This is a genomic window from Deinococcus sp. (assembly GCF_030523985.1).
Lineage (GTDB): Bacteria > Deinococcota > Deinococci > Deinococcales > Deinococcaceae > Deinococcus.
Window position 1 is genome coordinate 15,889 of record NZ_JAUNHK010000028.1, and the last position, 12,767, is coordinate 28,655.

9 protein-coding genes and 2 pseudogenes are annotated in these 12,767 nt (G+C 64.8%); 2 read left to right on the forward strand and 9 right to left on the reverse strand.

Translation table 11 applies throughout. The features are described 5' to 3' along the window. Nucleotides 1-23: 23 nt before the first annotated feature. Entirely contained in the window at nt 24-1,931 is a 1,908-nt protein-coding gene (locus tag Q4C89_RS06170; RefSeq protein WP_303101730.1) for a PAS domain S-box protein, read from the forward strand. Beyond that, nucleotides 1,928-2,371, forward strand: a complete 444-nt coding sequence (locus Q4C89_RS06175; protein WP_303101731.1) for a response regulator — start codon at nt 1,928-1,930, stop codon at nt 2,369-2,371. Before Q4C89_RS06170 ends, Q4C89_RS06175 begins: the two co-directional genes overlap by 4 nt. A 51-nt stretch (nt 2,372-2,422) precedes the next feature. Here Q4C89_RS06175 and Q4C89_RS06180 read toward each other — a convergent pair whose 3' ends face one another. The 9 genes and pseudogenes from Q4C89_RS06180 to Q4C89_RS06220 all read right to left on the reverse strand — a co-directional run bounded on the left by Q4C89_RS06180 (nt 2,423) and on the right by Q4C89_RS06220 (nt 12,641). Further along, nucleotides 2,423-3,853 carry an aldehyde dehydrogenase family protein gene (locus Q4C89_RS06180; protein WP_303101732.1) on the reverse strand — a complete coding sequence of 477 codons (1,431 nt, stop codon included), beginning with the start codon at nt 3,851-3,853 and terminating at the stop codon, nt 2,423-2,425. Between the two features lie 3 nt (nt 3,854-3,856). Next, nucleotides 3,857-5,161 (reverse strand): D-arabinono-1,4-lactone oxidase, encoded by a 1,305-nt coding sequence (locus Q4C89_RS06185; protein ID WP_303101733.1) that lies wholly within the window; start codon nt 5,159-5,161, stop codon nt 3,857-3,859. A gap of 210 nt (nt 5,162-5,371) precedes the next feature. Beyond that, nucleotides 5,372-6,571, reverse strand: a complete 1,200-nt coding sequence (locus Q4C89_RS06190) for an amino acid deaminase/aldolase (protein WP_303101734.1) — start codon at nt 6,569-6,571, stop codon at nt 5,372-5,374. 9 nt (nt 6,572-6,580) lie between these two features. Next, nucleotides 6,581-7,084, reverse strand: a complete 504-nt coding sequence (locus Q4C89_RS06195; protein ID WP_303101735.1) for a dihydrofolate reductase — start codon at nt 7,082-7,084, stop codon at nt 6,581-6,583. Further along, entirely contained in the window at nt 7,074-7,502 is a 429-nt protein-coding gene (locus Q4C89_RS06200) for a dCMP deaminase family protein (protein WP_303101736.1), read from the reverse strand. The genes Q4C89_RS06195 and Q4C89_RS06200 overlap by 11 nt, the downstream gene beginning before the upstream one ends. Continuing rightward, nucleotides 7,499-7,795, reverse strand: a pseudogene (gene thyA, locus Q4C89_RS06205) (thymidylate synthase); the annotation flags it as partial. The pseudogene thyA (Q4C89_RS06205) and the gene Q4C89_RS06200, both read right to left, overlap by 4 nt. 201 nt (nt 7,796-7,996) lie before the next feature. Beyond that, the gene (locus tag Q4C89_RS06210) at nt 7,997-8,788 is read right to left on the reverse strand and encodes an NUMOD3 domain-containing DNA-binding protein (protein ID WP_303101737.1); all 792 of its coding nucleotides are present in this window, start codon (nt 8,786-8,788) and stop codon (nt 7,997-7,999) included. A gap of 115 nt (nt 8,789-8,903) precedes the next feature. Beyond that, nucleotides 8,904-9,407: pseudogene (gene thyA / locus Q4C89_RS06215) on the reverse strand (thymidylate synthase); the annotation flags it as partial. 63 nt (nt 9,408-9,470) lie between these two features. Continuing rightward, complete coding sequence (locus tag Q4C89_RS06220) at nt 9,471-12,641, reverse strand: ExeM/NucH family extracellular endonuclease (RefSeq protein ID WP_303101738.1); 3,171 nt, start codon at nt 12,639-12,641, stop codon at nt 9,471-9,473. Nucleotides 12,642-12,767 lie beyond the last annotated feature (126 nt).

Sequence of the window (12,767 nt, forward strand, 5' to 3'; positions counted from 1 at the left end):
CTCTCTAACATTTTTCCTCCCACGTGACGCCCTTTTCCCTGCCTCCCTTGCCACCCCACCGGGGCGCGTCCCGCCTTTTGCAGGTGCTTCCCGACCCGGTGCTTCTCCTTACAGGGCTGGAAGACGCGCCAAGTGGGCCGTCCTTTCAGGTCGAACTCAACGCGGCGGCCCGGCGACTGCTGGGCGAGTTGCCGCCGGGTCAGGACTGGAGCACCCTGTTTAGCCCCGAACTCGCGGCGGCCCTGCGTGAAGCGGTGGCCGGGGCGCAGACGGGAGAAACGGTTCACCGCTCTGCCGACGGCTGGCACGTGACCGCCTGCCCTGCCGATGAGGGCATCTGGCTCTATCTGCGCTCCGACCCGGCGCAGGAGCGGCAGATTCGGCGTGAACTCGAGCGCAGTGAGCAGCGTTACCGCTCGCTGGTGCAAGCCACCAGCCAGATCGTGTGGAACGCCGACACGGATGGGCGCTTCACCACCCGGCAGGAGCAGTGGGAAGCCTTCACCGGGCAGACCCCGCACGAATACTTCGGGGACGGCTGGATAGAGGCGGTTCATCCCGACGACCGCGAACACACGTTGCGCGACTGGCACGAGGCGGTGCAGAGTCGCCAGCCCTACGAAACCCACCACCGTCTGCGCCGCCACGACGGGGTCTACGTCCCCATGCACGTGCGCGGCGCGGGCGTCTGGGACGAAGAGGGGCAATTGAAAGAATGGGTCGGCACCCACAGCGACAACTCGCTGCAACAGGCGGCCGAGCAGGCGCTGCATACCCTCAACAACGACCTGCAAAACCGTGTGGTGGCCCGCACCCAGGAACTGAGCGAGGTTTCGCAGTTCATGGCGCTGCTGCTGACCTCGGCGGGCGAGGGCATTTTTGGCCTGGACGCCGAGGGGCGCAACACCTTCGTCAATCCGGCGGCGTCACGGTTGCTGGGCTACAGCGTGGCCGAGATGCTGGGCCAGCCGTCGCACGAACTGCTGCACCACACCCACGCCGACGGCACCCCCTATCCGGCCCACGAATGTCCGATTTTCAGGACACTGGGAGACGGGCAGCAGCGCCGTATCGAGTCGGACGTGTTCTGGCACAAGTCCGGGCAGCCGGTGCCGATTTCCTATGTGGTGACGGCTACTCTGGGCGACGACGGGCAACCGAGTGGGGCCGTGGTCATGTTTCAGGACATCACCGAGCAGTTGCGCTCACGGGCCGAACTCGAAGCCGCCATCGAGTCGCTGCGCCAGAGCAACACCGAACTGGAGCAGTTCGCCTATGTCGCCAGCCACGACCTGCAAGAGCCGCTGCGGACGCTGGGCAGCTACGCCGAGTTGCTGGGGCGGCGCTATCAGGGCCAGCTTGATGAGCGGGCCGACCAGTACATCACCTACATGCTTGGCGCGGTGGGCCGTATGCGGAGCCTGATTCAGGACCTGCTGGCCTTTTCACGGGTGGGCCGCAACGGGCTGAGCCTGGAGCCGACCGACCTCGACAGCCTGATGCGTGAGACGGCACGCAACGTCGAGACCACCCTGGCGACCACGGGCGGCACGCTCACCTGGGACACGCCCGGCAGCGTACTGGGGCAGCCTTCGCTGCTGATTCAACTGCTGACGAACCTGGTCGGCAACGCCCTCAAATTCACCCGTCCCGGAGTTCCTCCCGTGGTGCGGGTCACGGCGCGGCAGGTGGGCGGCGAGCAGCGAATCGAGATTCAGGACAACGGCATCGGCATCGAAGCCGAGTATCATGAGAGGGTGTTTACGATTTTCCAGAGACTTCACCTGCGCGAGACCTACGAGGGCAACGGCATCGGGCTGGCGATTGCGCGTAAGATCGTGACCGCCCATGGTGGCCAACTGACTCTGGAATCCGTTCCCGGACAGGGAAGTACCTTTACCGTGACCCTGCCAGCGGCCCCGCAGACATGACTTCAGACACGAACATCGTCGAAATCCTGCTGGTCGAAGACAGCGAGCCGGACATTCTGCTGACCGAGGAAGCTTTTTCCGAGGCCCGCGTGCGAAACCGCTTGCATGTGGTGCGCGACGGAGAAGAAGCCCTGCAATTCCTGCGGCGCGAGGGCGACTACGCGGCGGCCCCCCGTCCCGACGTGATTCTGATGGACATCAACATGCCGCGCAAAAACGGCCTGGAAGTCCTCGAAGAGGTCAAGGCCGACCCCAGCCTGCGCTCCATTCCGGTGCTGATTCTGACCACCAGCCAGGCCGAGGATGACGTGCAGCGCTCCTACTCTGGTCATGCCAGCGGCTACGTGGTCAAGCCGGTCGGCTTCGAGAACTTCCTCCAGGCGATTCGGGCCTTCGAGGATTTCTGGCTGACCTTCGTGCGGTTTCCGCCCCGTCGCTGAGGTCGAAAGCATAGAGGCGGCGGAGTCGTCACTGTGCTGGACTCCGCCGCTTTACCCCTTCAGAGGCCGCGTCATCACGCCCAGCACCGTGCGGGTCAGCAGGCGGTCGAAGGGCGCACGCAGCAGCCCCACGGGGGTCAGGGCAGGCTCGTAGACCACGCCGCGCTCGTGGCTGAAGGTCTGGAAGCCGTAGAAGCCGTGATAGCGCCCCATTCCGCTGTGGCCCCGCCCGCCGAAGGGCAGGCCCGCGTAGCTGATGTGCATCATGGTGCCGTTCACGGTCGCGCCGCCGCTGCGGGTACGGTTCAGGATGTCCTCGGCGTCGGCCTTGTCCTCGGCAAAGATGTAGAGCGCCAGCGGCGTCGGCCCCGCGTTGATGCGCCCGATTTCGGCGTCCAGGTCGTCGTAGGGCAGCAGCGGCAGCACTGGCCCGAACAGTTCACGTTCCATCAGCGGCATGGAGCGGGTCACGTCGCTGACGATGGTGGGGGCGATAAACCGCGCCGCTTCGTCGAATTCGCCGCCCACGACCACCCGCGCTCCTTGCCGCACGCTGCCTTCTACAGCGTCCCTTAAGCGGGCGACCGCGTCGGAGCTGATCATGCGGCCCAGGTCGGCGTTTTGCCGCAGCCAGTCGCCTTCGCCGTACATCTTTTTCACGGCGGTGGTGAGGTGCGCGGCGAGGTCGGCCTGCAGCTCACGCGGCACCAGCGCGTAGTCGGGGGCGATGCAAGTCTGGCCCACGTTCATCAGCTTGCCCCAGACCAGCCGCTCGGCGGTGCGCTCCAGTTCGGCGCTGCGGTGGATGACGACGGGGCTTTTGCCGCCGAGTTCCAACGTCACCGGGGTCAGGTTGGTCGCGGCAGCCTGCATCACCTTGCGCCCGACCTCGGTGCTGCCCGTAAAAAGGATGTGGTCGAACGGCAGGTGCGTAAGCTGCTGCGCCACGTCGGGGCCGCCTTCCACCACGGCGACCAGATGCGGCTCGAAGGTCGCCTCCACGATGTCCCGAATGACGCGGGCGGTGGCGGGGGCCAGTTCGCTGGGCTTGAGGATGACCGTGTTGCCCGCCGCCAGCGCGTCCACGAACGGGGTCAGCAGGTTGGTCAGCGGGTAGTTCCAGGGGCCGAGAATCAGCACCGTGCCCTTGGGTTCGTGCCGCACCTCGCCGCGCAGTCCAGGCAAGGTGAGGGCAGGCGGGGCCTGACGCGGTTTCATCCAGCGCCCGACCTGGCTGATGGCGTGGGTCAGTTCGTCCTGCACCTGCATGATTTCGGTCAGCAGCGCCTCGTGGCGGCTTTTGCCCAGGTCGCTCGCCAGGGCGGCCACGATGTCCTCCCGCCGGGCGTTGAGGTGGTCACGAAAAGCCCGCAAGATGGCGCGGCGCTCGCCTGGGGTGGTGCGGGCCATGCGCTCACGGTGGGCCTGCTGTGCCCGAAACAGCGCGAGAAGTTCGGGGCTGGGGGCGTGTTCCTGGGTCATGGCCTAGTCTCCCAGAACCTGTGTCAGGTAAGCGTTGCCGAAGCGGCGTTCGGGGTCAAAGCGCTCACGCACGGCGCGGAAGTCCTCGAAACGCGGGTACATCCCCCTGAAGTCGTCGGCGCTCAGGTGGTGCATCTTGCCCCAGTGGGGCCGACCGTCGTAGGCGCGGAAAATCGCCTCGGCTTCGCGGAAATAGAGGCGGTTGTCCATGTCCTTGAACATGTGAACCGCCAGATAGCCCACGTCGCGCCCGTAGGCGGTGCTGAGCATGATGTCGTCGGCGCGGGCAAAACGCACCTCCACGGGCATGGTCACGGGCAGCCGCAGCCGCTCCAGCATGGCCCGCAGGTCACGGAGCGCAGACATGGTGGCGTCTTGCGGCACGGCGTATTCCATCTCGGTAAAGCGGACGTTGCGGGTCGAGCCGAACACGTCCCAGGACGGGCGAATGCGGCTGTTGGGCGTGATGCCCAGGCTCATCACGTTGCAGACATGGTGGTTGTGCTGCGGCAGCGCCTTGCCGAGTTCGCACAGCAGTTGCACCGCGCCGTTTTCGATGACCACATCGTTGAAATAGTCCAGGCGCCCGCGCTCGGTGCAGGGGTCGGTGGACACGTCGGTGCGCTTGACCTGCACACGGTTCGTGTAGGGAATCCAGTAGAACTCGAAGTGGCGGTGACGGCGGGCATATTCGGGGGCCAGGGTCAGCATTTCGTCCAGCGAAGCCGCCGCGATGTCCATGCGGAGGTTGTAGGCGGGAATGGCCTTGAGGGTCACCGCGCTGATCAGGCCCAGCGCCCCCAGCCCCACGCGGGCCGCCAAGAGGGCGTCGGGGTCGAAGGCGTCAATCGTTCGCACCTCGCCCTGACCGTCAATCAGCCGCAGCGCCTGCACCTGGGTGCTGATGCCGCCAAAAGCCGTGCCCGTGCCGTGGGTGCCTGTGCTGATGGCCCCAGCGATGCTCTGGTGGTTGATGTCGCCCATGTTTTCCTGAGCGAAGCCCTCGGCGTGCAGGATTCGATTCAGGTCGAACAGCCGCGTGCCCGCCCGCACCGTGAACAGGCCGCGCTCCTTGTCCATGCTTTCCAGGCCCGCATAGTCGTCTAGCGACACCATCACGTCGTTGCTGGCGGCGGTGGGCGTAAAGGAATGCGAGCCGCCTATGGCCCGCACGCGCAGGCCCTCAGCGGCAGCGCGGCGCACCACGTCTACCAGTTCGGCCTCGCTGCGGGGTTTTTCCAGGCGGCGGGGGGTGGCGTGGACATTGCCCGCCCAGTTGCTCCAGTGTGGCTTTGTCGTTGCTGTCATGGGGATACCTCGGTTTTGGGGGGTAGGGGTGTAGAGGGTAGGGTATGTTCACCGCTTCTCCCCCTTCATGGGGGAGATGTCCAGTAGGGACAGAGGGGGTGCTGGCGAAGCCCAAATGTCAAGAGGGTAGGTGGCATTTCTATGGGTTGGCAGGCTCTCGGCGCTCCCCCCCTCCCAACCTCCCCCACAAGGGGGGAGGGGCCAAATGCATCACGAAAACTGCTGCCCCGCCCCCCGGTACGTCTGCACCGTGCCGATGCGCTGGGTGCCTTCAATCGTGTGGAGTTCAGTGAAGTGTTCGCACAGTTCGCCCGCTTTGGCATGGCGAAACAGCACCAAGTCGCCCAGGCCCAGCCGCACGTCAGGTGGAAGGCGCAGCGGCGTCTGCACCTCGCCCAGGCCCTCTTCGGGAATCAGGCGCAGGCCAGTGGGGTAAAAGGGCTGCGGAGCGCGGCTGGCCCCCACTGGCCCGCTGGCGATGTAGCCCCCGCCGTGGCAGGTCACCATGTCGGCGGCGGGGCGGCGGGTCACGCTGAGGGCAAAGCCCACCGCAAGCTGATGCCGAAAGCCCGCGTAGCCGTCAAACAGCAGCGGCGAGTACAGCCCCGACCCCGCCGCGACCTCGGTGACGACCGCTTCGGCGGCGCTGCTTTCCAGGCTGCCTGTACCGCCCGCATTGACCAGCGTGAGCGTGTGGCCCGCCCGTTCCAGCGCGTGAACCACCGCCGCCCGCCGCTCGGCGATCTGGGGCAGAAAGCGCGTCTGAAGCGTGCGAATGAAGCGGGCGCGGGGGTGGGTGCCCGCATTGCCCAGGCCCGCAATCTGGCCTTCGTAGGCCATCAGCCCAACCAGCCGCAGATGTGGACTGCGCCCGATGGCCTCGGCCAGCCGCAGCGCCGCCGTCACGTCCCGCACCGGACTGCGAAACGACCCGAAACGCAGCCCCGGCAAATCCTGCGACACGTCCAGTTCTATGCAGACGGGAAACACCACGCCCGCGCTCTGGGCTGCCGCCGCGACGAGGGGCAGATGGGCCTCGCTGTCCACCATCACCTTGAGGTCGTGCCCGTCCGCCAGCAACTCCGCCAGCCGTTGCAGGGCTTTCTGGTCTACGGTGGGATAGGCCAGCAACAGGTCGGTGAGGCCCTGTTCCGCCAGCCACACCACTTCACGCGGGTTGAAACACATCACGCCCTGAAAGCCAGGCTGTGCCAGCGCCCGCCGAATCAGCGGCAAGCAGCGCAGGCTCTTGGTCGCCAGCCGAATCGGTTTGCCGCCTGCCCGCGCCACCAGCGCCCGGGCATTGGCGTCGAAGGCGTCCAGGTCGGCAAAACCCAGCGGCCCGACCAGGCCAGCGAGGGCCTGCTGCAATTGCGCGGGGCGGCTCTGTGGTGGAGCAGGGGGTGACATGAACGAAGTCTAAACCTCGGCCCTTTCCCAGGTCTGAAAGGTCAGGTCGTAGCGGTTTTTCTCATCGGCGGGCCGGAAGGTTTCCTTCACCAGTTGCCACTCCGGGCCGACCTCGGGGAAGAAGGTGTCGCCCTCCAGCACGGCATGAATGACCGTGAGTTCCAGCCGGGTCAGCCTGTCCCAGTACAGCCGATAAATCTCCTCCCCGCCGATGATGGCTATTTCGGGGGCGTCCCCAGCGGCGGCGAGGGCGGCTTCTGGCGTATGCACCACCGTCGCGCCTGGGGCCACAAAGTCAGGATTGCGCGTCAGGACGATGTTTTCGCGTCCCTTCAGTGCCTGACCGCCCAGCGAGTCCCAGACCTTGCGGCCCATGACATTGGGCTTGCCCTGACTCAGCCGCTTGAAATGCGCGAAATCGGCGGGGAGGTGCCAGGGCATTCCGCCGTCCTTGCCAATCACGCGGTTTTCGGTCTGGGCGGCGATGGCGACGAGTTGGGGGTTATTCGGCATGGTCAACCTCAATTCCGGCAGCCCGCAAAATCTCCGCTCCGCTCGGTAGCCCTTGCTCCACGCGGGCCGTTTCGCGGTAAGGCGTGGCGAACACCACCCGGCCCACCCGCCGCGAGTTGACGATGAGGCGGGCACAGACCGAGCAGGGTTCGTGGGTGACGTAGAGCGTGTGGCCTTCGCCGTTCCAGTTGGCGGCGAGCAGGGCATTGACTTCGGCATGAATAAAGCCCGACGCGCCCTGAGCGAGGCTTTCGCGCTCGTTCGGTTCGCCCGCTGCCCGCCCGTTGTAGCCCACGCCCACCACGCGGTGATGCCGGTCCAGAATGCACGCGCCCACCTGCACTTTGGGGTCGGCGCTGCGGGTGGCCCACAGCCGCGCCGTCGCCAGCCCGAGGTCATCGAAACTGGGCCGCGTCACACCGCCACCTCCGCCTTGATGCCGGGGTGCGGGTCGTAGCCCTCCAGCGTGAAATCTTCATAGCTGAACTCGAAAATGTCTTTGATGTCGGGATTGAGAATCATCCGGGGCAGGGGCCGAGGCTCGCGCCCCAGTTGCTTTCTGACCTGCTCAAAGTGATTGCTGTAGATGTGGCAATCGCCGCCCGTCCAGATGAATTCGCCGGGTTCGAGGTCGCAGACCTGGGCGACCATCATGGTGAGCAGGGCGTAGCTGGCGATATTAAATGGCACACCAAGAAAGCTGTCGGCTGACAAGGTCTTCAGTTGGAGTCGTGACTTCCAACCCGCTGCGCCTGCTTGGTTCAGGCCAGCTGCTGCACGTCGCCGTGCAGATGAGACTATCTCACGACCTCCTTCGCGGAGGCCCTCTGCATTTCGGTTTAAGGGGATTTCACCCACCACACTTGGCCCTACTCCTGTTGCCTTGCGGCCTTTGGGATAGTCGTTAGGCATTTACGCCTCTTCCTCGTAACGGTAATCGTATTTGGCGGATTTCAGTCGGTAGACAACCAAGCCAGGGGTCACGCCGAGCTGACGCGCCGCCTCGGTGACGGATTCGTAGCGCACGCCGTCGGCCAAGATTGAGCGCCTATTCGTTGGTTTCTTCCCCTGACGCTGCGCGGAAAGCTTGGCTTTCGTCGCTTCGCTGTGGTGTTTGCCGTAGAAAGGATTGGCCTCGCCTATGCGTCCCGAAGCGACTTCACTGAGCTTCTGGCGCGTTTCTTCGGAAGCCTTCACGCCGAAGCGGTAGCTCCGCTCCCCACGCAGTTCAAGGCCGCGCAGGTGCTCGGAAATCTTCCGGCGAGCCTCGGGGGTGTGGCTGCGGCCATACATCCCGTTACGTTCTCCAGAACGTCCGTAAATCTCCTGACGTTCGGTGAAAGTCATGGCCTCAAAGCGCTTTACCAGCGAAGCCCTCATCTTGGTCACAATTTTTTCGCGGTCGGGATGTTGGCTAATGATGTCTCCGCCACTGGAGCAAGGCGAAACATTGTAAAGGTTGCTCAAATCTTGAAGGCGCTCTTGTTCCAGCAAGAGAGCCTCAATCATCTCACATTCCTTGATGATAACGAAATCAAATGCGGTTTCGCCGTACTTGTTCCATGCCCGCTGTAAATAGAGGCAATGGTGACGGTTGTGACGCAGTTCATAACGGTGACGGTAAAAGCGTTTGCGGAAGTCTTGCGCAACTCCCACATAAACTTTTCCTGTCGCCGTATTTCTGATTTCGTAAAGCCCGCCCATAAGATATTTTACCGTTTGAGAAAGAAGGCGATTTAGCACGGGATTGTCTCTTGTTCGTAGAGAGATTCCCCGTTTAGCAGAGTTTGCAATGTGGGTCACCCCACAAGGGCGCTCAAGCCGAACGCTGGTAAAGCTGGCAGCTCAGTTTCCCATCCGCCACATAGAACTGAAACAGCAGATGGCAGGGCGGCAGGGCCGTTTCGTCCACCTGCGCCACGTTCCAGGCGGAGACGATCAAGCGGCGGGAATCGGGGTTCTTCTTGATCTGCTCGATGACCTGCGAAATCTGGTCGATGTGCCCGCCGCCGTAATCGGGCCAGCTACGCCACTGCACGCCGTAGACGGGGCCGAGTTCGCCGTCTTCCCTTGCCCATTCGTCCCAGATGGTGACGCCACGTTCCTGAAGCCACCGCACGTTGCTCTCGCCGCGCAGGAACCACAGCAGTTCGTAGATGACCGACTTCATGTGGACGCGCTTGGTCGTGACCAGCGGAAAGCCTTCAGAGAGGTCGAAGCGCATTTGATAGGCGAACACCGAGCGGGTGCCTGTGCCGGTGCGGTCAGGCTTGTCGGTGCCGTGCTCCATGATGTGCCGGAGATAATTAAGATAGGGCCTCATGGGGGCAGTAGACCAAAAAACACCCGGCCTATAGGTCAGCCGGGTGCCGGGAGAAGGCAGAGCTTACTGCGGGTTGACGCAGGCGGTGGGGGCCGTGCCCGTGTTCTGGGGAGTGGGGGCACCTGCCTTGAAGTCGCTGGCAGCGTCGGTGTCGGTGCAGGGGGTCACGCGGCTGGCGCTGGTGCTGTTGCTCAGGCCACTGAACGCCACGTAGTCACGCACGCTCGCATCGGTGCTGCCCGTAATCTTGGCGGTGCCTTCGACCAGTGCCACCTGTCCGGCGCTGGCGCTCATGGCGATGGTGCCGCTGGCGTCGGGCGTGGGCAGCGGGGTGGTGCCGCCCGTCCCCTTGGCCTGCTGCACGAGGTAGAACTGACCGGGGGCGAGGTTGACGCTGGTCAGGGGCGTCACGCTCCAGCTCGTGCCCGAGGCGCTGGCGTACTGCACGCTGTAGCCGCCGAGGTTCACACTGGCGCTGCCCGCGTTGAAAATCTCGATGAAGTCGTTGGTGTAGGTGGCGCCGCTGTTGCCGCCGCCGCCGTACACCTCGCTGATGACCAGTTTGGTGACCGAAGTGGGGGGCGTGACCACGACAGGCGCAGCGCTGACGGTCACGGTCTGGCTGGCGGTCTGGGTCTGCCCGCCCGCGCTGGCCGTCACGGTTACGGTGTAGGTTCCGGCGCTGGCGTAGGCGTGGGTGGCCGTGGTCGCGCTGCTGCTCAGGGTCTCGGTCTGACCGTCGCCCCAGTTCACGCTGAGGGTTTCGGGCGCGGTGCTGGTGGTCAGGTTCAGGGTGTAGGGCTGAGCGGCGGTGGCTTCGGCGGCACCGCTCACAGTGAGGGTGAAGTCCTGGCGCACCTCGTCGCGGGTCAGGTTCAGGCCGACCAGCACGGGGTCGTGGTCAGAAGCGCGGAAGGGATTGTTCTGCCACAGGTCGGGGCTGGTGCACACATTCGTGCGGCACTCGGGGTTTTGCTTGTATTCCACGTTGTAGTCGGCCAGCGTGGGTTCGTCGGCGTTGATGTGCCACTCGGTCACGCCGGTCACCTGCGTGTCGAGGTTGGTGCTGGCGAGCGCGTGGTCGAGGTAGCCGAACTGCCCGCCGAACTGGTAGCTGTAGCGCTCCTCGGCGGGAATTCGCAGGTTCTCGCTGACAAAGCCGCCCGCCATGATCGTCTGAATGGGCTTTTCCGCGCCGTAGGCGTTGAAGTCGCCCATCAGCAGCACGTCCTGGTCATTGCTGAGCGTCTTCAGGCGGTCCACGAAGCCGAGCAGCGCCTGGGCCTGCTGGGTCCGCAGCTCGTTCCAGCAACCCTCGCCGGTGTCCACGTCGCCGGTCTTGGGGCAGCTGCCCTTGCTTTTGAAGTGGTTGGCGACCACGGTCAGCACGCCGCCGCCCTGCTTGTCCTGGAAGGTCTGGGCGAGGGGGGGGCGGCTGTGAATGGCGTTCGTGTCCACCTGGAACTTGCCGACCAGACTGACGCGGGCGGGCTTGTAGATGATGGCGACCTTGATGGCGTCGGTGCCCACGGTGCCGGTCTGCACGGCGCGGTAGGTGTCGGTGCCGTAGGCCGTATTCAGGCTGGTGACGAGGTCGTTCAGGGCCACGTCCCCGTTGTTCTGCACTTCCATCAGGGTGACGATGTCGGCGTCCAGTCCCTTGAGCGCGTTCACGACCTTGGTTTTCTGGCGCTGGAATTCATAGGCGCTGTCGGCTCCTCGGTCATTGCTGGTAAAGGTGGTGAAGTAGTTCAGCACGTTGGCCCCGGCGACCTTGAGCGTGCCGCCCACGTCGGCGGGCTGCGCGGGACGAGGGTTGCTGTCCACGAAGGCGGGGGCGGTCGTCGGCTCGACCTTGAACACGTTGTTGGCGTAGTGCAGTACGCCGCTCAGGCCCGTCACGGTGTCCCCGGTGCGGCGGGTGCCCTGGGCATTCAGGTAGGGCAAGTTGGCGGGGTTCTGGGAGGTGTTGGCGTCGTCCAGCACGATTTTGCGCTCGGCGTTCGCTTCGGCGGTGGTGGTCACGTTGCCGTTGGTGGGGTTGAACAGGCGTCCGCCCGCGCTCAGGCCCAGTTCACCGTAGCGCCCATAATTGTAATTGTCCGTCACCGTCAGCGTTTCCGGGAAGGTGACACGCATTCCCTCGTACTTTTCCAGCTCGGTGAACGGGGCTTTCAGCTCCACCGCTTTCACGTCCGCCGTGCCGGTGCAGCCCTCGAAGGCGGTCAGGGTATCGATCTGGGTAGAGCTATAGAACTCGTTGACAGTGCCGGTCAATTGCACGAACTGACCGACTTGCACGTTTTGAGGAGCCGTGCCGGTATACACGAACACGGCGTCGCTGGTGGCGGCGTCTCCATCGCCCTGGGCGTCTTGAACGAAGAACCCGCGCAGACCGCTCTGGAAGTCAGCCGTCACGATGCCGCGCACCGTCACGACCTGATTCAGCAGGGGGCTGACGTCGCCGCTGCCCTGCACGGCAGGAATCGCGGTGACCGGGGTGGCCGACACGGGGCAGTGGGCCAGGGTGGTCAGGTTCACGGTGACGGTGCTGCCGCCCTCGCTGTGGCTGAACGTGGCGCTGCCGCTCTGGGTGGTCTGTCCGTCGCTGCTCTTGCCGGTGACCGTCACGGTCTGGCTGCTGGCAGTGGGCACCGCCGCGAAGGTGCCGCTCGCCACGCCGTCTTTCACGGTGAGGGTCACGGTCTGCTCACCAAGTTGGGCCGTCAGGATGGTGGTTTCGGGCAGCACCTGGCTGACCTTCACGGTCACGTAGGCCTTCACGCGCTCGAAGGTCAGGGGCGTGGTGACCTTGCCGCTGGACAGGTTGATTTCGGTGCTCGCCGTGTACAGCACGGTGCCGCCCTGGGCGTCGTAGCCGCGCACGGTCACGCTGTACTTGGGGTCTCCCTTGGGCAGGCCCGTCAGGTCAATGCTGGCCTGCCCGTCCTTGATGACCGCCGGGAACACCTTCCCTTCCGGCAGCTTGGTGCCGCGCAGGGTAAAAGTCACGGCGGTGACTCCCTCGGGCACGCCGACCGTCAGGGCACCGGGCTTGACCGACAGGCTTTGCAGACTGGGAGCGCTGCTGACGGGGGCCTTGGCTGGGGTGGTCTGGGTCTGAGCGGTCTGGCTGGCGGTGGGCGAGACTTCGGCGGTCACCGGAGTGGGCGACTGACCGCAGGCGGCAAGCAGCAGGGCGCAGGACAGGAGCAGGGCAGGTTTCATGGACATGGGGGACTCCAGGGGTGCAGCGAGGGGGCAACGGTTTTCTCTGAGGGCCATCAAGGTTCAATGTGGGACAACTCTACAGAACGCGTTCCGTAAGTTAGGGCAAATCGTGTCAGGGAAGGGTGATGG

Excerpts from the sequence above, each read along its gene's own strand:
- Q4C89_RS06190 (WP_303101734.1), bottom strand. The coding sequence starts at position 6,571 with ATGTCACCCCCTGCTCCACCACAGAGCCGCCCCGCGCAATTGCAGCAG.
- Q4C89_RS06220 (WP_303101738.1), bottom strand. The coding sequence starts at position 12,641 with ATGTCCATGAAACCTGCCCTGCTCCTGTCCTGCGCCCTGCTGCTTGCC.
- Q4C89_RS06195 (WP_303101735.1), bottom strand. The coding sequence starts at position 7,084 with ATGCCGAATAACCCCCAACTCGTCGCCATCGCCGCCCAGACCGAAAAC.
- Q4C89_RS06185 (WP_303101733.1), bottom strand. The coding sequence starts at position 5,161 with ATGACAGCAACGACAAAGCCACACTGGAGCAACTGGGCGGGCAATGTC.
- Q4C89_RS06210 (WP_303101737.1), bottom strand. The coding sequence starts at position 8,788 with ATGGGCGGGCTTTACGAAATCAGAAATACGGCGACAGGAAAAGTTTAT.
- Q4C89_RS06180 (WP_303101732.1), bottom strand. The coding sequence starts at position 3,853 with ATGACCCAGGAACACGCCCCCAGCCCCGAACTTCTCGCGCTGTTTCGG.
- Q4C89_RS06175 (WP_303101731.1), top strand. The coding sequence starts at position 1,928 with ATGACTTCAGACACGAACATCGTCGAAATCCTGCTGGTCGAAGACAGC.